Source organism: Nocardia otitidiscaviarum, assembly GCF_007362295.1.
In the GTDB taxonomy this organism is placed as follows: Bacteria; Actinomycetota; Actinomycetes; order Mycobacteriales; family Mycobacteriaceae; genus Nocardia; species Nocardia otitidiscaviarum.
The window spans coordinates 794,843-819,103 of the sequence record NZ_CP041695.1; the positions used below are offsets into that span (position 1 = coordinate 794,843).

At 71.0% G+C, this 24,261-nt stretch carries 20 protein-coding genes; 6 read left to right on the plus strand and 14 right to left on the minus strand.

Annotation, left to right across the window (positions count from 1 at the left end; genetic code table 11):
- Positions 1-218 precede the first annotated feature (218 nt).
- From FOH10_RS03490 to FOH10_RS03500, 3 genes are read right to left on the minus strand one after another with little or no spacing between them, the layout of a single operon-like run.
- Positions 219-2,582 (minus strand): DUF5682 family protein, encoded by a 2,364-nt coding sequence (locus FOH10_RS03490; protein WP_143979601.1) that lies wholly within the window; start codon positions 2,580-2,582, stop codon positions 219-221.
- Complete coding sequence (locus FOH10_RS03495; protein ID WP_143979602.1) at positions 2,579-3,679, minus strand: ATP-binding protein; 1,101 nt, start codon at positions 3,677-3,679, stop codon at positions 2,579-2,581. The genes FOH10_RS03490 and FOH10_RS03495 overlap by 4 nt, the downstream gene beginning before the upstream one ends.
- On the minus strand, positions 3,676-6,558 hold the full coding sequence (locus FOH10_RS03500; RefSeq protein ID WP_143979603.1) for a DUF5691 domain-containing protein: 2,883 nt from the start codon (positions 6,556-6,558) through the stop codon (positions 3,676-3,678). Before FOH10_RS03500 ends, FOH10_RS03495 begins: the two co-directional genes overlap by 4 nt.
- A 103-nt stretch (positions 6,559-6,661) precedes the next feature.
- Here FOH10_RS03500 and FOH10_RS03505 point away from each other — a divergent pair, with 103 nt between their 5' ends.
- A complete protein-coding gene (locus tag FOH10_RS03505; protein WP_143979604.1) occupies positions 6,662-6,949 on the plus strand; it encodes an Rdx family protein in 288 nt (95 codons plus the stop codon).
- A 103-nt stretch (positions 6,950-7,052) separates the two neighbouring features.
- Here the strand turns inward: FOH10_RS03505 and FOH10_RS03510 are convergent, their stop codons facing one another.
- The gene (locus FOH10_RS03510; protein WP_143979605.1) at positions 7,053-7,277 is read right to left on the minus strand and encodes an FmdB family zinc ribbon protein; all 225 of its coding nucleotides are present in this window, start codon (positions 7,275-7,277) and stop codon (positions 7,053-7,055) included.
- Between the two features lie 129 nt (positions 7,278-7,406).
- Between FOH10_RS03510 and FOH10_RS03515 the strand changes: the two genes are divergently transcribed.
- Positions 7,407-8,948: a carboxylesterase/lipase family protein gene (locus FOH10_RS03515; RefSeq protein WP_143983837.1), complete on the plus strand. Its 1,542-nt coding sequence runs from the start codon at positions 7,407-7,409 to the stop codon at positions 8,946-8,948.
- On the opposite strand, the gene FOH10_RS03520 is transcribed toward FOH10_RS03515, so the two are convergent.
- From FOH10_RS03520 to FOH10_RS03530, 3 genes are all read right to left on the minus strand, one after another.
- Positions 8,945-10,219: a cytochrome P450 gene (locus FOH10_RS03520; protein WP_308212907.1), complete on the minus strand. Its 1,275-nt coding sequence runs from the start codon at positions 10,217-10,219 to the stop codon at positions 8,945-8,947. The genes FOH10_RS03515 and FOH10_RS03520 overlap by 4 nt on opposite strands.
- Before the next feature lie 154 nt (positions 10,220-10,373).
- The gene (locus FOH10_RS03525) at positions 10,374-11,093 is read right to left on the minus strand and encodes a TIGR03089 family protein (RefSeq protein ID WP_143979607.1); all 720 of its coding nucleotides are present in this window, start codon (positions 11,091-11,093) and stop codon (positions 10,374-10,376) included.
- A complete protein-coding gene (locus FOH10_RS03530) occupies positions 11,081-12,502 on the minus strand; it encodes an LCP family protein (RefSeq protein WP_143983838.1) in 1,422 nt (473 codons plus the stop codon). The genes FOH10_RS03525 and FOH10_RS03530 overlap by 13 nt, the downstream gene beginning before the upstream one ends.
- A gap of 324 nt (positions 12,503-12,826) precedes the next feature.
- On the opposite strand from FOH10_RS03530, the gene rfbD reads away from it, so the two are divergent.
- The 3 genes from rfbD (at position 12,827) to manB (ending at position 15,798) form a co-directional block, all read left to right on the plus strand.
- Positions 12,827-13,702, plus strand: coding sequence for a dTDP-4-dehydrorhamnose reductase (rfbD, locus tag FOH10_RS03535; protein WP_425326149.1), 876 nt, complete (start codon positions 12,827-12,829; stop codon positions 13,700-13,702).
- A gap of 11 nt (positions 13,703-13,713) precedes the next feature.
- Positions 13,714-14,616 (plus strand): glycosyltransferase family 2 protein, encoded by a 903-nt coding sequence (locus tag FOH10_RS03540; protein ID WP_029931555.1) that lies wholly within the window; start codon positions 13,714-13,716, stop codon positions 14,614-14,616.
- Between the two features lie 108 nt (positions 14,617-14,724).
- Positions 14,725-15,798, plus strand: coding sequence for a mannose-1-phosphate guanylyltransferase (gene manB, locus FOH10_RS03545; RefSeq protein WP_039816760.1), 1,074 nt, complete (start codon positions 14,725-14,727; stop codon positions 15,796-15,798).
- Between the two features lie 73 nt (positions 15,799-15,871).
- Here manB and FOH10_RS03550 read toward each other — a convergent pair whose 3' ends face one another.
- Positions 15,872-16,087, minus strand: a complete 216-nt coding sequence (locus FOH10_RS03550) for a DUF4287 domain-containing protein (protein ID WP_143979609.1) — start codon at positions 16,085-16,087, stop codon at positions 15,872-15,874.
- Positions 16,088-16,330: 243 nt separating this feature from the next.
- On the opposite strand from FOH10_RS03550, the gene FOH10_RS03555 reads away from it, so the two are divergent.
- Positions 16,331-17,830, plus strand: coding sequence for a phytoene desaturase family protein (locus tag FOH10_RS03555; RefSeq protein WP_143979610.1), 1,500 nt, complete (start codon positions 16,331-16,333; stop codon positions 17,828-17,830).
- 49 nt (positions 17,831-17,879) lie between these two features.
- On the opposite strand, the gene FOH10_RS03560 is transcribed toward FOH10_RS03555, so the two are convergent.
- From FOH10_RS03560 to FOH10_RS03585, 6 genes are all read right to left on the minus strand, one after another.
- Positions 17,880-18,800: a cation diffusion facilitator family transporter gene (locus FOH10_RS03560; RefSeq protein WP_143979611.1), complete on the minus strand. Its 921-nt coding sequence runs from the start codon at positions 18,798-18,800 to the stop codon at positions 17,880-17,882.
- Between the two features lie 74 nt (positions 18,801-18,874).
- A complete protein-coding gene (locus FOH10_RS03565; RefSeq protein WP_143979612.1) occupies positions 18,875-19,804 on the minus strand; it encodes a cation diffusion facilitator family transporter in 930 nt (309 codons plus the stop codon).
- A gap of 68 nt (positions 19,805-19,872) precedes the next feature.
- The gene (manA, locus tag FOH10_RS03570) at positions 19,873-21,099 is read right to left on the minus strand and encodes a mannose-6-phosphate isomerase, class I (protein ID WP_143979613.1); all 1,227 of its coding nucleotides are present in this window, start codon (positions 21,097-21,099) and stop codon (positions 19,873-19,875) included.
- Entirely contained in the window at positions 21,099-22,280 is a 1,182-nt protein-coding gene (locus tag FOH10_RS03575) for a tobH protein (protein ID WP_143979614.1), read from the minus strand. Before FOH10_RS03575 ends, manA begins: the two co-directional genes overlap by 1 nt.
- A gap of 70 nt (positions 22,281-22,350) precedes the next feature.
- Complete coding sequence (locus FOH10_RS03580; RefSeq protein ID WP_143979615.1) at positions 22,351-23,727, minus strand: phosphomannomutase/phosphoglucomutase; 1,377 nt, start codon at positions 23,725-23,727, stop codon at positions 22,351-22,353.
- Positions 23,728-23,806: 79 nt separating this feature from the next.
- Positions 23,807-24,193: a DUF3499 domain-containing protein gene (locus FOH10_RS03585; RefSeq protein ID WP_029931564.1), complete on the minus strand. Its 387-nt coding sequence runs from the start codon at positions 24,191-24,193 to the stop codon at positions 23,807-23,809.
- Between the last annotated feature and the right edge of the window lie 68 nt (positions 24,194-24,261).

Consider the following 24,261-nt stretch of genomic DNA (forward strand, 5'->3'; position numbering starts at 1 on the left):
GGTTCGAGTGGAGGTCGCGGGTGCGGCGTGCGCGTGCCGGCGTGGGGCGGACGCCACGACGGCTGCTCCGCGCGGATAGATGGCCGCCGGACCTCCCGCTACCCGGTCGCGGCCGGGCGTCGGCCCGAACAGCGAGCCGGTGTGCCCGCCGAATCCACGCGGGACGGTCCTGGTGCTCGGAAGCGCAGTGCCGCGTCGCGAGTCTCCGCGTCGGCCGTTCATGCGTCCACTCCCAGGATTTCGCGGGCGGCGCGCAATGCCATCGCGCCTCGGTCATGGTCGGCAGGCGCTGTCGTCCCGGCCGCGCCGGTGGGTGCGCCGTGGCGGATCGCCTCGGCGATGGATCGCCGCTCGCCGCTGTCGAAATCGCCGAAGGTGCGGCGCAGCAGGGGCAGGACGGCGACGAAATCCGGCTCCGCCAGGCCGACCAGCCAGGAGTTGACGAGTGCCAGCAGGTTGCGGTCGTGGACGAGCAGCAGGCCGCGGCCGCCGAGGAAACCGTCGATCCAGGCGGCCTTGTCGGTGGCGGTGCGCCCCACCGACAACGCGGCGGAGAAGCGCCGGGCCGACTCGGCGGCGTCGATGACCTCGGCGTCGCGGAGCAGTCGCACGGCGCGGCCGACGAGACCACCGTGCACATCGTCGCGGTCGGCCAGCCCGCGCAGGGTGGTGAGCCAGGCGTTCGTGGCCCAGTCGTCGGCGCGGGTGGCCAGCGCCAGATGGACGGCATCGAGCCGGGCGCGCAGGTGCGCCGCGGCGTCGGCGTCCAGGCCGGTGACCGCGCTCGGCAGGCCCGCGCACACCCGCACCAGCAGGCCGTCGGCCACCCGGGCCAGCGCGGCGGTATCGGTGCCGCGCACATCGCCGTAGCGCAGGGTGCGCAGCAGTTCGGGCAGCGCGGCCAGCAGGTGGGTGATGTCGTGGTCCAGCGCGGCCACCGACTCCAGTCGGCTGACCAATCCGTCGACGGCGTCGCCCAGATCGGCCAGCAGGGCGGCGTCGAGGGCGGCGGCCACCTCGGGCAGGCCGGTATCGGGCGCGTGCACGCGGTCGAGGATCCGCGCCGTGGCGGCCGTCGCCAGGGTGGTGCCCCAGCGTGACGCCTCCACCACCGCCATCACCAGTTCGGGCCGCCATCGCAGCGTCCAGGTCTCGCGGAAGGTGCCGGTGCCGCGCACCCCGTCGCGGGTGCGCCGCCCCCAGTCGATGCCGAGCAACTCCAGGCGGTGCAGCAGTTGGGATTTCGCCATATCGCGCTCGGTGCGCAGATCCAGCTCCACGGTGCGTTCCGCGGCCTCCTGCCGCAGCCGCAGGGTTCTGATTCGCGCCCGCAGATCCGCCTCCAGCGGGACGGTCGGCGTGTCCTCGGGCACGGTCCCCAACGCCTCGCCGATCACCAACTCGCGGGTGACCAGGTCCAGCATGGTCTCGTCGCCGTCGCACAGCACCGACCGGGTGGCCTCGGTGACCTCGGACAAGCCGGCCAGCGGCCGTCCGCGCAGGGTGGCGAGGGTCTCCGCGAGCCGGACGGCCTCGATGATGTGCGCACTCGACACCGGCAGGTCGTGCCGCCGCAGCATCCCCGCCACCCGGGTCAGCCAGCGCGCGATCGGCTGCTCGGTCTCGGCGAACAGGTGCCGGTACCAGCCCGGCGAGGTGATGCCCGCGCCGTACCCGGATGAACTCGACAGTCGCGAATGCGTCCACGGCACCCAGGTGAGTGTGGTCTTCACCTTCGGCATGCCCTTCAGCAGCCGCGCGTCCGCCACCGCCGGGGGCAGCGACCCGCTCAGTGCGGGCGCGTGCCAGGCACCGCACACCACGGCCAGCCGCCGCGCCCCGTCCTTCAACGCCTTGCGCATGACCTGCCGCATATGCGCCTCCCGGCGCAGGGTGTGCGCGTCGACCACGATCTCGGCCGCGACCCGCCGCCGCACCTCGATATCGGCGCTCGCCGCCTCCCCCGCCTCGCCCCCATCGGCCGGGGCCATTGGTGCCGCGGCGCTGCCCTCGGTCGGGGGTGGGGCGGCGTCTTCGTTGTCCGAGGTGGTGTTCGCGGGGGCCGCCGCCTCGCGCAAGGCGGCCATGGCCTCGTGCACGGCATCGAAGATGTACGCGTCCGGGCTGGATTCGATGACGGCGTCCCACCAGCGTTCGGCGTCGTCGTAGCCACCGGCGGCGGCCAGCAGGCTCAGCGGGTCGGTGCGGTCACCGGGTTCCTCCGCCGCCGCGAGCGCGGTGGCGGCGGGCAGATCGCAGAACCCCACCCGCACACCGTGTTCCACTCCGTACCGCAGCGCCTGCCATTCGGGGGAGAACTCGGCGTAGGGCCAGAACGCCGCCGTCGACGGCTCCTCCGGTCGATAGGCGAGCAGCGCCACCGGCGGTGCCATCGCCTCGGCGGCCACGTAGCGGACCAGGCCGTCGGCGTCGGCCGGACCCTCGATGAGAATCACGTCCGGCCGAAACCGCTCCAGGGCCGAGCGCAGCGAACGCGCCGATCCGGGCCCGTGGTGGCGGATACCGAAGATCCTGGTCCGCGGCTCGGAGTCGGCCTCCGACGACAGGGCGGGGGCACTCACGTGTGCACCTCGCGGCAGGCACGGTAGAAGTCGGCCCAGTCCTGGCGTCCGCGCACCACGGCTTCCAGATATTCGGTCCACACCACGGCGTCGGCGACCGGATCCTTGATGATCGCGCCCTGCACCGCACCCGCCACATCCTCGGCGCGCAGCACGCCGTCACCGAAATGCGCGGCCAGCGCCAGCCCACTGGTGATCACCGAGATGGCCTCGGCGGTGGACAGTGTGCCCGACGGCGACTTGAGCTTGGTGCGCCCGTCCACCGTCATCCCCGAACGCAGCTCCCGGAAGACCCGGACCACCCGCCGGATCTCCTCCGCGGCGGCGGGCACGGCGGGCAATTCCAGTGCCGCGCCGAGCTGTTCGACCCGCCGGGTCACAATGGCCACCTCGTCGTCCTCGCCGGCGGGCAGCGGCAGCACCACGGTATTGAAGCGTCGCCGCAGCGCCGAGGACAGCTCGTTGACGCCGCGGTCGCGGTCGTTGGCCGTCGCGATCACCGTGAAGCCCTTGGCCGCCTGCACCTCCATGCCCAGTTCCGGTATCGGCAGCGTCTTCTCCGACAGCACGGTGATCAGCGCATCCTGCACATCCGAGGGGATGCGGGTGAGTTCCTCGATGCGGGCGACGGACCCGGTCCGCATGGCCGTCATGACCGGCGACGGCACCAGCGCCGCCGCGCTCGGCCCCTCCGCCAGCAGGCGGGCGTAGTTCCAGCCGTAGCGCACCGCCTCCTCCGTCGTCCCCGAGGTGCCCTGCACCAGCAGGGTCGACGCACCCGAGATGGCGGCCGAGAGATGTTCCGACACCCAGGTTTTGGCGGTGCCGGGCACGCCGAGCAGCAGCAGTGCGCGATCGGTGGCCAGGGTGGCGACCGCGACCTCCATGAGCCGTCGCGGCCCCACGTACTTGGGTGTGATGACGGTGCCGTCGGCCAGTGTGCCGCCGAGCAGATAGGTGACCACCGCCCACGGCGAGAGCCGCCACGACGGTGGCCGCGGGCGGTCGTCGGCGGCGGCCAGGGCGGCCAATTCGTCGGCATAGGACTGTTCGGCGTGCGGGCGCAGCAGGGCGTCCCGATCCGCGGTGCTGGTCACTGCAACTCCTCGAGCATGGTCCGACGTTCCACGAGATCCGCGGCGAGCTGGTCGAATGCCTGCTCCCAGTACGGTTCTCCGCAGTGTCGGGCGGTGGTGGTGACGGCGGGCGCGGTCGTCACCGGGAAATGGGTGGCGGCCGCCCGGAACAGCGTCCGGTACGACCCCGGCACCAGACTGGGCGCGCCCGGCCGGTCCGCGCTCAGCCGCGCCCGCTCCAGGAGCAGGCGCAGCACGTGCTCGGCCACCGGTTCCGGCCAGGGATGTGGGAGCGCCCGCAGCAGCGATTCGATCTCGGCCAGCCAACTGCTGTCCAGGCGGCGCAGATGCCGCACCTGATCGTCGAGCGGCTGCATGGCGAACAGTTCGCGCAGCTGCTCCATATCCGGATCGCCCGCCGCCGGTGCGGCGATGATCGCGAACAGCGCTCGCGCCCAGGCCGGATCACGTTGTGCCAGGGCGGCATCGGCCCAGCCGTGCAGCATCGGGCCGCGCAGTCCCTCGGCCATGGGCACCCGCACCGCCTCCTCGGGCGGGCCCAGCGGTTCCCAGTGCCGCAGCGGGGTCGCGGCCACCACCCGGTGCAGCCATTCGGCGGCCAGGTCCGGTGCGCCGTCGGCCCGGTAGGCGGTGAAGGGGAACGGATCCGCGACGCCGTCGCGGCGGGCGGCGTCGTCGAGCACACCCGGACCGGTGGTGGTCAGGCGCGGACCGTCGGGGTGCGCGCCCATGGTGAGCCATGCGCTCGCGCGCCGCGCCATCCGCCCGGCGAAAGCCGAATCAGGCAGGCGGGCCAGTAGATCCGCGGCCAGTCTGCGGACCTCGGCCCGGCGATCGTCCAGGCCGGATTCCAGCAGCGGTGCGTCGGCCGTCGACAGGGCGTCGGCCAGTACCGCCAGCAGCTCCACCTTGCCCGGTCCGGATTCGGTGGGCCAGGAGGCCGCGAGTGCGGTGCGCGCCGCGCCGGGATCGGTGCGCCGCAGCCGGGCCAGCCAGGCCCGGCGCTCCGCCGGGCGGCCGTGCGACCACACCGAGTCGTCGTCCGCGGCGGCGCGGATCAGACCGCGCCAGCCGGGATGCCGCGCCGCCAGCCAGCGACCACGCGCACCGGCCAGGCGCAGCAGGGCTTCCCGATGGACGGCAACCGATTTGGCGCGCTCCAGCAGTCGGCTGCACATGGGGTCCGGGGCGCGGTAGTCGAACGGCTCGGCCGCCGCGAACCACTCCGCCAGGAAGGACGAGGTACCGGTCAGCAGGCTTCCCAGCCGTGCCGCGGCGGCGGGCGGCAGCAGCGGGCGCGGATCGTCTTCGGCGGTATCTGACTTCTCCGCCGCACTCGGCGATACCGCCCCGCGCACGAAACAGTCCTGCAGGGCAATGGCTTCGAGCAGGGCGACGGCCGGATCCGCGCCGGACCGGGACGCCGCCGCGCCGGACCGGGACGCCGCCGCGACGGGTGCCGGAAGCGCGGCAGTATCGACGGTCCGCCTAGCCGTTCCGACCAGGGCCGTGGAGACGAGCTCCGCGATACCCGGCTCGGCGTCGGCCGCGGTACCCGGCCGGCCACCCAGGGCACTGGCGACCGGCGGCGTGGCGACCGAAATCCCGTCCGCCGCCACGGCAGCCACGACCGTCCCCGCGGCGTGCACGGCGAGCGGCACCAGCCCGTCCGTGGTCCACTCGCCGACCACGGTCACCGGATGGCCGCCGGATACGCCCAACATGCGCCACGGTTCGCCGTCCTCGACGGTGACCGGAAGCGAATCCCCCGTGGCTTCGACCACATACCAACCACTTTCGGACCGCACCGGCACCACATCGACCAGCATCATCGGCCACGAGCGCAGGAACGGATCCGCACCCACCGCCGCGGCATGCGCGCCCAGCGCGGCGAAAATGCCGAGTCCGGCCGCGTCGATGGAGCCCGGTGGCCCGGTGACCGAATCGCGCCCGGTCCCCGCGCTCGCGGCGGCAGATGGTGCCGCGGAGGTTGCGAGTCCGGCTGCGGTGGCGGCCGAATGAGCGGTGGCGGCGGGGTCGGGCGGAGGTGCTGTGGTGCTGGTGAAGTCCGGAGTGGTGTTCGGATCGCGGTGTTCGACCACGGTGGTGGTGCCGGGTGGCCGAGTGTCGGCCGTGCCTAGTTCGGGGGCGGGGAGCGGGGCAGGTGGTGGTGCGGCCGAGGAGATGTCGGCGTTCGGTCGTTCGGTGTGGGAGGCGGGTTCGCCGTAGCGCTCGCCCCAGATCGCGCGCAGTGGTGCGGCGGTGGGGTAGTAGTGCAGGTCGGCGTCGATGTGGACGCCGGGGGCGGGGGTGTCCTGGGGGAAGGTGGGGCTGCCGTAGTGGTGGTCGAGCAGGAGTGCCCAGCGGGCGGTCGTGGTGCCGCGCAACCAGGTTCGGCGGGAGTACAGGCCGTCTTCGACGGTGGTGCGGGTGGCGAGCACCTGCCAGATGTCGCGCACCGCGGGTTGTTCGCGCACCGAATCCACGGGGGTGGGGTAGCCGATGTGGGTTCGCACGCTGGCGCGGAGGGCGGGGGAGAGGTGGTCGAGGCGCTGGTGGGCGGCGATCAGCAGATGCAGGCGGCCGAATTCCCGCAGCAGTCGCTGCGGCCAGTCGGCCCGCGTGCCGACGCGCGCGAGTTCACGCAGCGCCCGCGCCACACCGGGCGCCTGCGCGTCGACCATCCGCGCCGCCACCGCCTCGAACACCTGGTGTGACCGATCCATCTGAGCCAGGCCGGTCCGCACCTGATCGGCCAGCCACATATCCAACTCCGCCAACCCCGCGCTCACCCGCGCATGCCGCGTGTCCGCCGCCGACCGCCGTCCGGCCACCGCTGACGGGGCACCGGGCACCGCCGCGGTCTCTCGCGTACGCATTGTTTCCCCCTTCCACTGTCGCCCCGAGTTCTATCGCAGACCACCGACATGTGCGGTCGCCCGCACGATCGGCGTTCTGCGCCGGACCGGTAGGGTGCGCACCATGTCCCGCGTCGCGATCGAGTACTGCACGCAATGCCGCTGGCTGCTGCGTGCCGGGTGGATGGCGCAGGAACTGCTGAGCACCTTCGGCACCGACCTCTCCGAGGTGGCGCTCATCCCGGGTGCGGGTGGCATCTTCCGGATCAGCGTCGACGGCGATCAGATCTGGGAACGCAAGGCCGACGGCGGCTTTCCCGACATAGCCGTGCTCAAACAACGCGTCCGCGACAAGGTGGCCCCGGGTCGCTCCCTGGGCCACACCGACAAACGTCAGGAGAGCGCGGACTGACCGCGACCGTCCCACCGGCCCGCCGCTCGGGCCGTGGGCACGTCAGCCGCAGCGCGCTCGCGGAGGTCGCCGCCGCGTGCTCCGCCCGTCCAGTGCCGCGGCCTCAGCCGCAGCAGCCGCCTCCGCAGCACCCGCCACCGGCGGGGGCGCTGGGAGCGGCGGGGGCCGGGTTGCCGCCGCCGCGGGTGACCGCCGCGAAGGTGGTCAGCAGTTTCACGGTGTCGGCGTGCCCGTGCGGGCAGGTGGCCGGGGCGGACGCCTCGGCCATGGGGCGCGTCAGTTCGAAGGTGTCGCCGCAGCCGCGGCAACGGTACGCATAACTCGGCACGACGTCAGGGTAGACCAACGGCACGCTGGTCGGCGGTGTCGATAGCGCGGTCGTATCAGCCAGTACCCTCGAATACGGAGTACGAGGAGGTCTGGTGTGAGCGCTGCGGAATCCTTCGATGCCCCCGAGGTGGACGTTCTCGCGAACGGCCCGGTGGCCGAGACCGAATTCGGAGCTGTGCGCGGCCGCCGCGAGGGCGATGTCCACGTCTGGCGCAGCATCCCCTACGCCGCCCCGGCGGCCGGAGCGCACCGGTTCGCGCCGCCGCGACCGCCCGAGCCGTGGGAGGGCGTGCGCGACTGCCTGGAATACGGCGAGATCGCCCCGCAGACCCTCGGCGTCATGGTGCCGGTCGACTCCACCCTGCGCATGGGGGAGGACTGTCTCTGGGTGAACGTATGGGCCCCCGCCGCGCCCTCCGACGAACCCCGCCCGGTCATGGTGTGGGTGCACGGCGGCGCGTACTGCCTGGGCACCGCCGCCCAGGAGATCTACGACGGCCGCAAACTGGTGGAGACCGGCAAGGTGATCCTGGTGTCGGTCAACTACCGGATCGGGGTGCTCGGCTTCCTCGACCTGTCCTCGCTGGGTCCGCAGTTCACCCCCAACCTGGGCCTGCACGACCAGATCGCCGCCCTGGAATGGGTGCGCGACAACATCGCCGCCTTCGGTGGCGATCCGGGCAATGTCACCCTGTTCGGCGAATCCTCGGGCGCGGGCTGCGTCACCGCACTGCTGACCGCACCCCGCGCGGCGGGCCTGTTCCATCGCGCCATCGCCGAATCACCGCCCGCCACCACGGTTTTCGGTCAGGAGCGGACCGAGGCCGTGGCCCGGCGCTATCTGGAGATCCTGGACCTGCCCCGCGATCGCGTCGGCGACCTGCTGGAGTGTCCGATCGAGGTGCTGCTCCCCGCCGCCGGGGTGCTGCTGGACGAGGTGCCGCTCACCGAACCCGGCCGCCTGGCCGCCGCCCCCGTGGTGGACGGTGACCTGCTCCCGGCGTACCCCACCGAACGCTTCCGGGACGGACGCTCGCATCGGGTGCCACTCATCATCGGCACCAACAAGGACGAGGCGTCGCTGTTCCGGTTCTTCCGCTCGCCGATCATGCCGGTCACCCCGGACGCGGTGAACGCCATGCTGCGCAGCGTGGCCGAGGAGCATCCGGGGCTCTCACCCGCCCGGATCGCCGAGATCACCTCCGCCTACCCGGATCTCACCTCCACCCGTGGGGCGCTGGCCATGTCCACCGACGCCGCCTTCCGGATGCCCGCGCACTGGGTGGCCGACGCCCACTCCCGGCATTCGCCCACCTGGATGTATCGCTTCGACTACGCCACCCCCATGTTGCGCGCGGCCCGGGTCGGCGCCGGACATGCCACCGAATTGCCGTACGTCTTCGGCAATTTCGGTTCCTTCAACTACGACCCGACCTTCTGGCTGGGCGGACGCAAAGTGGCGCAGGAGGTTTCGGGTCGCATCATGCGGCGCTGGCTGGCCTTCGCCGAACACGGGGTGCCCGCGGCGCTGGACGGGTCCAAGCACTGGCCGCCCTACCACGAGAACACCCGCACCACCCTGGTCGTCGACGCCAACGACCGGGTGGTGGACGATCCCGACCGGGACCGGAACGCGGTGTGGGGCAGCGAGGCCGTGGGCTTCTTCTAGCGCTGGACGGATGCGTGCGCTCGATTGCCCAGCGTCACCGGCATGCGCTGATATCCGTGCAGCGTGAACAGCTCTCGCAGTTGGGGTTCGCCCGCCAGCGACAGTTCCGGGAACTCCTCGAAGAGGGTGCGCAGGGCGTGCGTGGCCTCCATCCGCGCCAGGGCGGCCCCCAGGCAGGTGTGGATGCCGCTCGAAAAGGTGAGGTGCTCACGGGCATTGGAGCGGGTGATGTCGAAACGGTTGGGGTCGGCGAACATGCGAGGATCCCGATTGGCCCCTGCCAGGGACAGCACCACCACCGCACCCCGCCGCAGTCGCACGCCGTCGAGTTCCACATCGCACAGCGCCTGCCGGGCGGTGGTGCGCACCGGCGGATCGAACCGCAGCACCTCCTCCACCGCGCCCGTCCACAGGTCCGGTTCCGCGCGCAGCCGCGTCAACTGCTCCGGATGCGCCAGCAACTGCACCACCGCGTTGCCGATGAGGTTGACGGTGGTCTCGAAGCCCGCGCCCATGAGCAGGGTGGCGGTGGCCTTCAGCTCCCGTTCGTCGAGGTGTCCGGCGGTGACCAGGCTGCTGAGGATGTCCTCACCGGGCTCCTGGCGCAGCCGTGCGATATGTCCGTCGAGGTAGTGGTCCATCTGCGCGATGGCGCCGGCCGCGACGCGCCAGCTGCGCCAGGTGAGCCCCAGATCGAGCATGGGCGTGGTGCGGTCGCCCCATTCCAGGAACTCCGCGCGCATCTCGTCCGGGAAGCCGAGCATCTCGGAGATGATGGCGATCGGCACCTGCGCGGCGAAGTCCGCGACCAGATCGGTCGATCCGTTCGCTCCGAGCGCGTCGATCAGTTCCGCGGTCACCGACTCCACCCGATCCCGGAGGCGGCCGACGGCGCGCGGGGTGAAGGCCGCGGACACCGATTTGCGAATGCGGGTGTGGTCGGGCGGGTCGATGGTGAGCATGGACGGCGGCTCCACCGGATTGGCGGGCAGCGCGGCCCTGCGCACCACAGCGCGCAGCGGTGCGGGGGTGTTCACATTGTCGAGGACGAAGACGCCGAAGCGGTTGTCGCGCAGCATACTTCGGGTGAGTTCGTAGTCGGTGGCGATCCACGCGTACGGGGTGCGCACCAGCCGCCCGCGCTCGCGCAGCTCCTCGATGAGCGGGTACGGGTCCCGCCGCGCCTCCGGTTCGGTGTGCAGCTTGCCGAACGGATCGCCGCGGCGGGCCTGCCAGCGCATCACCCACCGGGGCGCACCCTGCTCCACCATCCATCGAATCCAGTACCGAGGCATCATCGCCGCTGACTCCCGTCGTCGTCGGATGGTTAGACGGTACGGAAATCCGGTGCGGTCCGGAACGTTCCACGGCGGGAGCCGCAGGTCCTACCATGGTATGAGTGCGTACCGCGGCTGGCGGGCGCGATCAGTCGCCGCGGCGCGCGGTGACCCGCTCGCTGGCCACCCGCTTCTCCTGGACCGCCGGATCGGGATTCGCCACCTGCACCAGCGATGCCCCCGCCGCCAGTACCGCCACCAGGCCGTCGATCAACTCGGTCGGCGTCTCCCACGGCGTGGTCGACAGCACCCGGTCCTCGGCCGTGAAGCCCTGTCGCGCCGCGGATTTGCGGGCCTCGTCCAGGACCGCGCCCGCGGTCATGCCGTCCAGCGCCGCACCGACGCCGCCGGGCAGGAACTGATCGCCGTGCACGCGCACCGAGGTGGCGTAGTCGGTGACGCCGACCGGCAGGTCCCGCACCGGCATGCCCATCGGATCCAGTGACAGCGCGGCCACCTCGGCGATGCCGTCGGCCTCGTCGACGCGGTCGGCGGTCACCAACGCCAGCTCGGCGTCCGGGTCGGCGCGCAGCACCACCTCGGTGCCCGCCCACCAGCAGCCCAGCAGCACCGCGGCGGTCTGCCAGTGCGCGGGCAGCAGCACGGCCACCCGCGCGCCCGGGGTGAGTCCGAATTCGTCGCGGATCATATTGGCGGTCTTGGCCGCCCAGTTGGCGAGGGTGAGCGCGGACAGTTCGATTCGCGCACCGGTGGCGTCGTCGTAGTAGGTGATGCGGGGGCCCGCGGGGTCGCGGGCGAGGATCGGGTCGAGCACCGCTTCGGTGAGGGTCTCGGTCAGTTCACGCATTTCGGTCCGTTCTGCCCGGCGTCGATGGGTGGGGCGGGCGGCACCGGCGTGGGGGTGGTCGACATTCCGGTGAAGTCGACGCCGCCGTCCGCCGACGAGCCCGGACCAGAGTAGTCACCCGCCAGCAGCACGCGCACCGCCCCCGCCGCCAGGCCCGACTCGCTCATCACCGGCAGTCCGCCCAGGGCCTCGGCGACGGCGCGCGCCCCGGGGTCGGTGGCGCTGCTGGCCAGCACCCGGCTGCTCTGGATGGGGCCGCCGATCCAGTTGTCCACGGTGCCGGTGCCGAACCCCTTGCCCGCCAGCGCCTGTGACACCTGACCGGCCAGGCCGCCGATGGAGCTGGCGTTGTACACATCGGCGGTGACGGTGGACGGGTCGACGCCGTCCTTCTTCTCCTCCGGCTTCGCCTCGCCCACCATGGCGGCCACGTACTTCTGGACGGCCTCCGGGTCCACCTTCACCACCGAGACGCCGTCCTCGGTCATGCCGTTGAGGTCTTCGACCGGAATGGTCTCGAATTTCACCTGGCCGCCGGAGAGATCCTGGAGCTGGCCGAGGAAGTCCAGCACATTCCAGCCGTCGTCGATCACCACGGTGCGGCCCACGGCGTCGCTGAGCTGTTGCAGGCGGCCCGGATTGGTGAGCGTCTTGGCGCTGAGCACCTGATTCACCAGCTGTGCCATGTACACCTGCTGGCGCACGATCCGGTCCAGGTCGCCCCGGGGCAGGCCGTGGCGCTGGCGGACGAAGCTCAGCGCCTGCGCGCCATCGAGCCGCTGCTCACCGGCGGGGAAGTCGGCACCCGAATACGGTTCGTAGACGGCGTCGTTCAGGCACACCTCGACACCGCCCACGGCATCGGTGAGCAGGACGAAACCGAGCAGGCCCACCTCGGCGTAGTGGTCCACGGTGATACCGGTCAGGTTGGCGACCGATTTGATCAGCGCCTGCCGCCCGGCCTCGGTGGATTTCGCGTCGGCCTCGGACGCGTCCACGCCCTTGTCGAGCAGCTTCTGCTGTTCGGTGAACTTGGTGGTGCCGAAGGCCGAGTTGATCTTGCCCTTGCCCTGTCCCGGGATGTCCACGTACGAGTCGCGCGGGATGGAGATGGCCGTGGCCGAACGTCCGTCGTTGGGCACCCGGATGAGCACGATGGTGTCGGTATTGAGGCCCTCCTCGTCACCGGCGTGCAGCATGGCCCGCTCGGTGTCGGTGAGCGGATTGCCGTGTGCGTCGGTGCGGCTGTCGATGCCGACCATGAGGATGTCCACCGCGCCGTCGCGGCCCCCGCCCAGCCCGAGATTGCCGATGCGCTCGATGCTGGACACCAGCCCGTCCACCTGATGCCAGCCGAGACCGGTCAGGACCAGCACCGCCACCGCGGCGGCGGCCGACAGCGCCCGCATCGCGCCGAGCCGCCCGGCCCGCGTCCGCGCGGCCGGTCGTCGCGACGGTAGCGGCGTCGATACCCTCGTGCGTTCCGGCAAACCCCGTATCCTTTCCCGACCATGCCCACCGCCCGGCCCGGACAGCGTCCCGGTCGGTATCCGTGGAACTACCCCCTGAGTGCAGGCTAGACGCGCGACGGAGCGGGACGGTGGAAGCCGCTACCCGTGCGTTGCGTGCCGCGCGCCCGGCACTGCGCGGCGGCTATGGCGACCGCGCGCCGGGGCCGTCGTCGTTCCGGCAGGTCGCACCGGGTCGCCGCCCGGTCGGCACGGCGTGCCAGACTGACCGGCGTGACTCTCCCCTCCGTGACACCTGTCACCGGGCGGCTGGTGGTGACCGGGGCGCGGGGTCAGCTGGGCCGTGCGCTGCTCGACCTCGCACCCGATGCCCGCGGCTACACCCACGCCGACCTGGACATCACCGATCTGGACGCGGTGCGCGCCGCGCTGCGGTGCGGCGATGTGGTGATCAATTGCGCCGCCTACACGGCCGTGGACCGGGCCGAAACCGATATCGACGCGGCCTGCGCCGTCAATGCGCGCGGGCCGATGGCGCTGGCGGTGGCGTGCGGGGAGGTCGGGGCGCGGCTCATCCACGTCTCCACCGACTACGTGTTCCCGGGCACCGGGTCGCGACCGTACGAGACCGCCGACCCCACCGGGCCGACCTCGGTGTACGGCAAATCCAAGCTGGCGGGGGAGCGGGCGGTGGCGGATCTGCTCCCCGAGACCGGTCATATCGTGCGCACCGCCTGGGTGTACACCGGGACGGGCAGCGATTTCGTCGCCACCATGCGCCGTCTGGAGCGGGAACGGGAGACCGTCGACGTGGTGGACGATCAGATCGGTTCGCCCACCTACGCACCCGATCTCGCGGCGGCGCTGGTCGAACTCGCCGAACAACCCGACGCGCCGCGAATTCTGCACGCCGCCAACGCGGGACAGGCCAGTTGGTTCGATCTGGCGCGGGCGGTGTTCGCGGGTGTCGGAGCCGATCCGGACCGGGTCCGGCCCTGCTCGACCTCGGCTTTCCCGAGACCCGCTCCGCGCCCGGCATATTCGGTGCTGTCCACGGCGTCCTGGACCGCGGCCGGGCTGTCGCCACTGCGCCCCTGGCAGGATGCGCTGAACGACGCGCTCGCCGCCGCTTCCGACTAGGCTGGTCGCCCGTGAGCCCCTCGGATTCAGTCGGACGGCCGACACTGGCCGTCGTCACGGTGACCTACTCGCCCGGTGAGCACCTCGAGCACTTCATCAGTACCCTCGCCACCGCCACCAGCGAGAAGCCCCAGGTCATCCTGGCCGACAACGGATCGAACGACGGCGTGCCCGAACTGGTCGCCGACGCCAACGAACATGTGCGACTGCTACGCACCGGCGGCAATATCGGCTACGGCGGCGCCATCAACCGCGCCGTCGCCGAGATCGATCCGGAGATCGAGTTCATCGTCATCGCCAACCCGGATATCCGGTGGGGTACCGATTCCATCGACGAGCTGCTGGCCGTCGCCAAGCGCTGGCCGCGCGCCGGAGCGCTCGGACCCATGGTGCGCGAGCCCGACGGCAGCGTGTACCCGTCCGCGCGGCGGGTGCCCGGCCTTGCCGACGGCGCGGGTCACGCCATTCTCGGCACGCTGTGGCCGTCCAACCCGTGGACCCTGCGCTACCGGCAGGACAACGAGGAGATCTCCGAGCGGGCGGTGGGCTGGCTGTCCGGTTCGTGCCTGCTGGTGCGCCGCGCCGCCTTCGACGCCATCGACGGCTTCGACTCCCGGTACTTCATGTACATGGAGGACGTGGACTTCGGCGACCGCATGGGCAAGGCGGGCTGGCACAATGTATTCGTGCCATCGGCCGAGGTCACGCACGCCAAGGGCCACGCCGCCGGCAAGCACCCCGAGGCCATGCTGCCCGCCCACCACGCCAGCGCCTACCGATTCCAGGCCGACCGGCATCCACACTGGTGGCAGGCGCCGCTGCGGGGGGCGCTCAAGGCCGGACTTGCCATTCGGTGCAGGCTTGCGGTTCGATCCGCTCTGCGCGAGCGCGACCGCGCGGCCGGTACGAACTGAGCGGTCCGCTCAGGCACAATGACCCCGGCCGCGCGGTGTGCGCGGCCGGACAGCTCGGCCTCGGCATGCGCCGACGCGACCGAAAGACGACCTGATACAGGGGAGAAGATGGCGAACGGAACGGATGCGGTGATCCTGGTCGGAGGCCAGGGGACGCGCTTGCGTCCGCTGACCCTGTCGGCACCCAAGCCGATGCTGCCCACGGCCGGTCTGCCGTTCCTCCAGCATCTGCTGGCCCGCATCGCGGACGCCGGAATCCACCACGTGGTACTCGGCACCTCCTACAAGGCCGAGGTCTTCGAGGAGCATTTCGGTGACGGCTCCGACTTCGGGCTGGAGATCGAATACGTCACCGAGACCGAACCGCTCGGCACCGGCGGCGGCATTCGCAATGTGCTGCCCAAACTGCGCGCCGACACCGTGATGGTGTTCAACGGTGACGTGCTGGGCGGCACCGATCTGGGCGCGGTGCTGGAGACCCACCACTCCACCAACGCCGATGTGACCCTGCACCTGGTCCGGGTCGGCGACCCGCGCGCCTTCGGCTGTGTGCCCACCGACGAGTCCGGCCGCGTCACGGCGTTCCTGGAGAAGACCCAGGATCCGCCGACCGACCAGATCAATGCCGGGTGCTACGTCTTCCGTCGCGAGTACATCGAGAAGATCCCCGCCGGCCGCCCGGTGTCGGTGGAGCGCGAGGTCTTCCCGTCCCTGCTCGCCGAGGGCGCGCACATCCAGGGCCATGTGGACACCTCCTACTGGCGCGATATGGGCACCCCGGAGGACTTCGTCCGCGGCTCGGCCGACCTGGTGCGCGGCATCGCGCCCTCCCCGGCCCTGCCCGGCCAGCGCGGCGAATCCCTGGTCCACGCGGGTGCGGGCGTGGCACCCGGCGCCCTCCTCATCGGCGGCACCGTCGTCGGGCGCGGCGCCGAGGTCGGTGCGGGCGCCCGCCTGGACGGCGCGGTCCTCTTCGACGGCGCCTGCGTCGAGGCCGGGGCCACCGTCGAACGCTCCATCATCGGCTTCGGCGCCCGCATCGGTCCGCGCGCCCTCGTCCGCGACGCCGTCATCGGTGACGGCGCCAATGTCGGCGCCCGCTGCGAACTACTACGCGGTGCGCGCGTCTGGCCGGGTGTCGAACTCCCCGACGGCGGCATCCGCTTCTCCACCGACGTCTGATACCGGCGTCCGACAACCGGACGGCGCGGGGCCGCTCACCCAGCGGTGAGCGGCCCCGCGCTGTAGTCGACCCTCAGACCGCCCACTTCTCCGGATTCAGGTGGTACTGGACGACGGCCGTGGCGTGGCCGTGGCCCATACCGTGCTCGGTCTTCAGCCAAGTCACCAGATCCTTGTGGCCGGTGTGGCCGGATTCGCGGACGGCGCTGAACCATTCGTCCATGGTGCGGCCGTACTTGGACTCGATGGACGGGAAGTAGGACGCCGGTCCGTGGGGCTTGGTGGTCATTCGAGTGCTCCTTCTCGGGTTCGGAGGTTGTGACGGACCGGTGGGGGTGAATTCATCGCCGTGTGACGAGGGTCACGCGGACGTCCGCGGCCCGGGGTTCCGGGCGTGACGTCCGGCGATCGTGGTGCGTCGCCGGCCGGGCGGTCGACTTGATCGATCGATTCCGTCAGATCAGGGTGATCCCGGACAGATTTCACCTTTCGGGCGGACGCTCACCACGGGGCCGGGGCCTAGAGTGTGATCATGGCTGACGCTGTGGTGGTCGGATCGGGGCCGAACGGGCTGGCGGCGGCCGTGATCCTGGCCCGCGCCGGGCTGCATGTCCAGGTGTACGAGGCCGAGGAGACGATCGGCGGCGGCTGTCGCACCGCCGAACTCACCCTGCCGGGCTTCCACCACGACGTGTGCGCGGGCGCGCACCCCATGGCGGTCGCCTCGCCCTTCTTCCGCGCCTTCGACCTACCCGCGCACGGCGTGGAACTGCTTGCGCCGCAAGTGTCCTACGCCCACCCGCTGGACGGCGGGGTGGCGGGCCTGGCCTGGCACGACCTCGAGCGGACCGTCGACGGGCTGGGGCGCGACGGCAAAAGCTGGCGGCGGCTGTTCGGGCCGCTGGTGCGCAGGTGGGAAGACCTGGTCGGGTTGGCCATGTCGGATCTGCGGCACCCGCCGCTGGATCCGCTGGGCCTGCTGCGCCTGGATCCCGGCATCGAACTGCGATTCGCCAAACGCCTGCTGGAACAGGCGACTCCGCTGTGGAATCTGCGTTTCCGCGAACAGGTGGCTCCGGCCCTGCTGACCGGCGTCGCCGGGCACGCCATCATCCCCCCGCGCGCGATTCCGGCCGCCGGTGTCGCCATGCTGCTCGGCACCCTCGCCCACGTGGGCGGCTGGCCGGTGCCGCGTGGCGGGTCGCAGGCCATCATCGATGCCCTCGCCGACGACCTGAAAGCCCACGGCGGACAGATCTTCACCGGCCACCGCGTCGACTCCATCGACGAATTCGAGGACGTGCGCGCGGTCCTGCTCGACCTGGCCCCGGCCGAGGTGCGCCGCATCGCCGAACACCGCCTGCCCGGCCGCTACGACGCCGCGCTGCAACGCTTCCGGTACGGCGGCGCGGCCTGCAAGGTGGACTTCGCGCTGTCCGGCCCCGTCCCCTGGCAGGCCGTCGGCTGCGACCGCGCGGGCACCCTGCACCTGGCGGGCAGTCGCGCCGAACTGGTGGCGGCCGAGCAGGCGGTGGCGCGCGGCGACCACGCCGAGCGCCCCTACGTGCTGGCCATCCAACCCGGCGTCGTCGACGAAACCCGCGCTCCCGCGGGCAAATACACGCTCTACACCTACGCGCACGTACCCAACGGATCGACCCGCGACCTCACCGAGGCCGTCACCGCCCAGGTGGAGCGCTTCGCCCCCGGCTTCCGTGATCTGATCCTCGCCTCGCATGTGCGCACCGCCGCCACCATGCCCGCGCACAATGCCAACTATGTCGGCGGGGATATCTCGGCGGGCGCGATGACGCTGCGCCAGACCGTCTTCCGACCGGTGCCGCGCTGGAATCCGTATCGCACACCGCTTCCCGGCGTCTACCTGTGCTCGTCGGCGACCCCGCCCGGTCCGGGCGTGCACGGCATGAACGGCATGCTCGCCGTGCGCCACGTGCTGCGCCGCGAGTTCGGCTTGCACACCGATCCCATCGAACTGCTGGAATCCGAACGACTGCACCGCAAACCGGTGTAGTCGAACCGGCGCGAACGAACCCTGCGCGCTCGAACTCGCCCGGATGTACTCAGACCGACCGTGCGCGATACAGATCCGGCTCGATGTAGATATCGCGCGCAGTGGGCACCGCCGCCCGCACCCGCTCCTCCGCGTCGTCGATGGCCGCCGCCACTTCGGCGATCCCCAATCCCGGTACGATGGACACCTTGGTGGCGACCAACAGATCGTCCGGGGCCAGATACTGGGTCTTCAGATGGATCACCCGGTCGATGCGCGTCCCGTCCACCAGCCCGGCGCGAATCAGGCGATCCTCCTCCGGTGTCGCGCCCTCCCCGATGAGCAGACTCTTCATCTCCACGATCAGCACGATCGCGATGACCAGCAGCAGCCCTCCGATGAGCAGCGTGCCGATGCCGTCCCACACGGCGCTGCCGGTCAGCATGGTCAGCCCGACCCCGAGGAAGGCGAACAGCAGGCCGATGAGCGCACCGGTGTCCTCGAGCAGCACCACCGGCAGTTCGGGATTGCGGGTGGTGCGGATGAACTTCCACCAGCTGGTACGCCCCTTGAGCGGCGCCGACTCGCGCCGCGCGGTGGCCAGGCTGTAGGACTCCAGTGCCAGCGCCACCAGCAGGATCACGATGGCGATGATCGGATCGTCCAGCCGCTCCGGATGCCGGATCTTGGTGATGCCCTCGTCGATCGCGTACAGCGCGCCGAGCAGGAAGATCACCAGCGCCACGATGAACGAGTAGAAGTAGCGGTTGCGCCCGTACCCGAACGGGTGCAGGTCGTCGGGAGCCTGCTCCGCACGCCGCCGCCCGAGCAGCAGCAACCCTTGATTGGCGGTATCGGCGGTCGAGTGCACCGCCTCGGCCAGCATGGACGCCGAACCGGTCAGGAACGCACCGATGTACTTCGCGACCGTGATCCCGGCATCCGCCGAGAACGCCGCCACAATCGCCTTCTTGCCGCCACCGGTGGACATGGGTTCCTACGCTACGACGTCGCCGGGCGTCGGCGGGCGGACACACGCCGGGCGGGATGTCCGCCCGCCGACGATCAGACGGTCGTGTCGGCGGTGGCGCGGTACAGGTCCGGCTCCAGGTACATGATCTTCGCGATCGGCACCGCCGCGCGCACGCGTGCCTCGGCATCGTCGATGGCGGCGGCGATATCGGCGATCTCCAGTCCGGGCACGATGGCGACCTTGGCGGCCACCAGCAGCTCCTCCGGGCCGAGGTACTGGGTCTTCAGGTGGATGACGCGGTCGATCCGGGTGCCGTCGACCAATCGCTCGCGAATCAGCTCGTCGTCCTTGGCGGTCGCGCCCTCACCGATGAGCAGGCTCTTCATCTCCACGATGAGGATGATGGCGATGACGCCCAGCAGCACACCGATGCACAGCGTGCCGATACCGTCCCAGACCGGATCACCGGTGACCACGGTCATGCTGACCGCGCCGAAGGCCAGGGTCAGACCGATCAGCGCGCCCGCGTCCTCGAGCAGCACCACCGGCAGTTCCGGATGCCGCGAGGTGCGGATGAACCGCCACCAGCTGGCATCGCCCTTGAGCGGTCGCGACTCCTTGACGGCGGTGATCATGCTGAAGGTCTCCAGCACGATCGCGATTCCCAGGATCACGATGGCCACCATCGGACTGGAGAGTTCCTCCGGATGCTGCACCTTGTGCACACCCTCGTAGAGCGCGTACAGCGAACCGAGCGCGAAGATCACCAGCGCGACCACGAACGAGTAGAAGTAGCGGTTGCGCCCGTACCCGAACTGATGCAGGTTGTCGGCCTCCTGCGCGGCCCTGCGCTGCCCGAACAGCAGCAGGCCCTGATTGCAGGTGTCGGCCACCGAGTGCACGGCCTCCGCCAGCATGGACGCCGACCCGGTGATCCCCGCGCCCACGAATTTCGCCACCGCGATACCGCCATTGGCGCTCATCGCCGCGATGATCGCCTTCCTACCGCCACCCGCAGCCACTGTTCGTCCCTTTCCGGAGCCTGTCGATTCCCTGACGAATCGCCCGGCTCAGAGTACCGCCGCGGTGATCAAACAGAAGCGCAGAACAGTTGTGCCGGACCGTCGATCGCCTGGGCGGTGATCGGACCGTCGGTGGCGGAGATCCAGGCCGCGCGGCCGCAGGGGACCTCCAGGTGGCGGCCGTGCTGGGTCAGGCGCACCGCGCCCAGGGTGCACAGCGCGATCTCGGGTCCGGCGGCGGGCAGCGGGAGCGGTGGTTCGCCCTCCGCCAATTCCACTCGCCGCAGGGTGAATTCCGCCGCGGGCGTGCGGTACCGGAACACGCCCTCGGCCTCCGTCTCCGGCGCGACGATCGGGAGATCGAGAGGTTCGAAATCGAGGACGCGCAACAGCTCCGGCACGTCCACGTGCTTGGGGGTGAGTCCGCCGCGCAGCACATTGTCGGAGTTCGCCATGATCTCCACGCCGACGCCGCGCAGATAGGCGTGCAGATTCCCGGCAGCCAGGAACAGGCCCTCGCCGGGTTCGAGGGTGATGCGGTTGAGCAGCAGCGCCGCCAGCACCCCGGCATCGCCCGGATACGCCTCCGCCAGCTCCAGCGCGGTCTTCACCTCGGCGGTGAACTCCTTGCGCGCGCCGTTGTTTCCGGCGTCGCGGTCGGACAGGTAGTGCACGCAGCCGTCGAGCACCTTGGGCAGCAGGGTGGCCAGCGCGTTCTGGGGCAGCGCGATCCAGGTGGTGAACAGGGTGCGCAGGCCCGCCGAATCCGGCTGGGCGGCAAGCAGGTCAGCGTAGGGGGCGAGTTCGGGCACCGCCAGGGCCTGGAGCAGGCGCACGGTGGCGTTCGGGTCGCGGAATCCGGCCAGGGCCTCGAAACGGTCCAGCGCCACCACGAGCTCGGGCTTGTGGTTCTCGTCGCGGTAGTTGCGCATGGGCGAATCGATGGGGACGCCCGTGTGGTTCTCCCGCGCGAATCCGGCGCGTGCCTGTTCGAGGCTGGGATGCGCCTGTAGCGACAGCGGCTCCTCGGCGGCGAGGATCTTCAGCAGGAACGGCAGCCGCCCGTCGAATTCACCCGCGACCGAGCCGAGTTCGCGTTGCGGGTCGGCGGCGAGCAGATCCAGGAGCGAGCGATCGTGGCCGTTGACGCGCACGCGCGCCGGATCGGCGGGGTGTGCTCCGAACCAGAGTTCGGCTTCCGGATGCGCGGACGGGACCGGTCGGCCGCACAGCTGAGCGAGCGCGGTGCGCGAACCCCAAGCGTAGGAGCGCAGCGCACCAACGAGTTCGTGCACTAGTAGTGTCCCCCGTCGTAGTGTCCCGGCGTCGTTGCCGGACGGGAACCGAGTAGTCGTAGATACGCCGCAGCCATTTCCAGGCGCAGGGCCAATACCGCGAGCTGTTCCAATTCTCCGCCTCGTCCGGCGGGAGCGGCCTGGCCTTCGGCGGGGGCGGGCGATCCCGCGCCCATGATTTCCACATCGACATTGACCAGATCGGCGTCCACCAAACCCTGGCCCGCGCCGAAGACGGCCAGCCGTCGTCGCGCCGCCACCTGATCGGCGTCCGCGGTCACCACGAACACCCGCACCTTGTCCACGGGGGCGGGACCGTCGAGCTGCTCGTCGTGGAACAGCGGGTCGTAGCCGGGGGCGTCCACCCCGGCGGCCTCCACCATGCGGGCGTGCGCGGCGACGGTCTCGGCGAGATCGGCCGAGGCCACGATCTGACCGGCGGTGGCCAGCAGCACCTCGGCGGCATGCTCGGCCAATTCGATGGCGGCGGGGGAATCACCCGCGAGCACGATGCGCCGCTCCCGCATCCGGGTGGCGAGGGTCTTGGCGGGGTTGTGGAAGGACTCGTTCTGCGGGCCGCCGCGCAGCGCCTCGGCGTCCAGCAGATCGGCGAGCGAATTCAGATCGGGAACCAGCGGGGCGATGCGACCGGGGTCCAGCGCCGTCAGCACGGCGGTGCCGACCGCCAGGAAGCGCAGCATCCGATTGTGGTCGAGGACGGGCACACGCGGGGGCAGCACGGTGGCCCGGCCCGCGGCGACGGCACGCAGCGGACCCTCGTCCGGAGCCGCGACCACCACCTCGGCACCGCGGCGCAATGCCCGGTCCACCGCCTCGGCCAGCCGCGGATCGCCCGCGTCGTCACCGGCCACCAGCACCACGTCGAGGGGGCCCACCCACGGCGGAATCGTGGTGGCGGGCACCACCGGCAGATTGGCGCGGTCGCCGAGCGCGGCGATCAGAATGCCCGCCGCCCGGGCCGCCCGGCCCGAACCGGACACCATGACCAGACTGCGTGGCCGCATACCGGTGAGGCGACGCAGGATGTCCTCGTCGATGGCCGCGGCGGTGGCGCGCACCTGCGCACCCGCCGACGCGGCGGAACGCAGTGTCCCTCCGGAGTCGGCCGCCTCCAGCGAGGCGACGTCATCGAGGTCCAGAACCGGTGTCCCAGCGATCATCGGGCGTTGCCACCTCCCCTCATCGGGTCACCCGCGGGCGAATCCACGCTCTGTGATTCCACTATTCCAGTCAGCCGCGCACGATGCTCAGAATCTCGGTTACGAGTGCGTCTACATCCTCCTGCGATCGGGCTTCGACGTTGAGGCGCAGCAGCGGTTCGGTATTGGAGGCCCGCAGGTTGAACCACGCACCCGCGGGCAACTGCACGGTCACGCCGTCGAGCCGGTCCACCGAGCTGGCCCGGTCGCGGAACGCCTCGACCACCGCCGTGGTCCGCTCCTTCGCATCCGCCACTGTGGAGTTGATCTCCCCGGAGGCCGCATATGTTGCATAGGCGGACGCGAGCTCGGACATCGGGCGGTCCTTCTCGCCCAGCGCGGCCAGCACGTGCAGGGCCGCCAGCATGCCGGAATCCGCGCCCCAGAAGTCGCGGAAGTAGTAGTGCGCGGAATGTTCGCCGCCGAAGATCGCGCCGGTGGCGGCCATCTGCTGCTTGATGAAGGAGTGGCCGACGCGGGTGCGCACCGGGGTGCCGCCGAGCTCGGCCACCAGCTCCGGCACCGCCTTGGAGGTGATCAGATTGTGGATGATGGTCGCGCCCGGTTCCTTGGCCAGCTCACGCTCGGCCACCAGCGCGGTCACCGCCGACGGGGAGACCGGCTCGCCCTTCTCGTCCACCACGAAGCAGCGGTCGGCGTCGCCGTCGAAGGCCAGCCCGATATCGGCCCCGGTCTTGCGGACGTACTCCTGCAGATCCACCAGATTCTTCGGATCCAGCGGATTGGCTTCGTGATTGGGGAAGGTGCCGTCGAGTTCGAAATAGAGCGGTTCGATGGTGAACTGCGGCAGTGTGCCCAGCACGGCGGGCACGGTGAAACCGCCCATGCCGTTGCCCGCGTCCACGGCGATACGCAGCGGGCGGGACGCGCTCAGATCGACCAGTTCGTGCAGGTAGGCCGCGTAGGCGGAGAGCAGGTCCTGCTCGGAGGCGGTGCCCGGCGCGCCGTCGTAGGCGGGCACACCGTTGATCACCTCGTCGGTGATGGTGGCCAGGCCGGTGTCCTGTCCGACCGGAAGCGCCTTGGCGCGGCACAGTTTGATGCCGTTGTACCGGGCCGGATTGTGCGAGGCGGTGAACATCGCGCCCGGGCAGTCGAGATGGCCGGAGGCGAAGTACAACTCGTCGGTGGAGGCCAGGCCGATGTGGATCACGTCGAGGCCCTGGGCCTGCACGCCCGCGGCGAAGGCGGCGGACAGCGCGGGGGAGGAATCACGCATATCGTGACCGATCACGACCTGCCGCGCGCCCTCCTCGCGCATCAGCCGCGCGAACGACGCGCCGACATCCTTGACGAAATCCGCGTCGATCTGTTCGCCCACTACCCCGCGAACGTCGTACGCCTTGATCACTGCATGAACGGAATCGGCAGACCGGGCGACTGTCATAGCCAACACCCTAGTAGGAGAACCCCTGTGCTGGTCCGCCTGCCCGACTTCAGCGCCCGGTCGAGTGCGCATCGGGGGATCAGTTCGGTGGGTCGGGCAGGACCCGGAGGTGACCGCGGCGTCCCGTGCGGCCGGTGCGGGTGGTGCGCTGCGGGGGTGCGTAGTCGGAGTAGCCGGGTTGTTCCGGTTCCGGTGACCGCCGCCGTAGCCCCGCTTCGCGCACGGCCTCGGCCAGGGCGGTCAGGTCGTCGTCATCCGGTGTGCTGGACGAGAAGCCGCCCTCGTGCCGCACCATCTCCCACCCCTTCGGGGCGGTAATCCGGGACGCATGTGTTTCACACAGGTCCCAGGAGTGCGGCTCGGCCACCGTGGCCAGCGGCCCGACCACGGCCGTCGACTCGGAGTACACATAGGTCAGCGTCGCTACGGCCGGGTTCTTGCAGCCTGGACGGCAGCAACGACGCATGGGAATCACGCCAAGCAGGGTAACCCCCCTCACGCCTCGCCGGGGACAGACACGCTCAATGTTGCCGG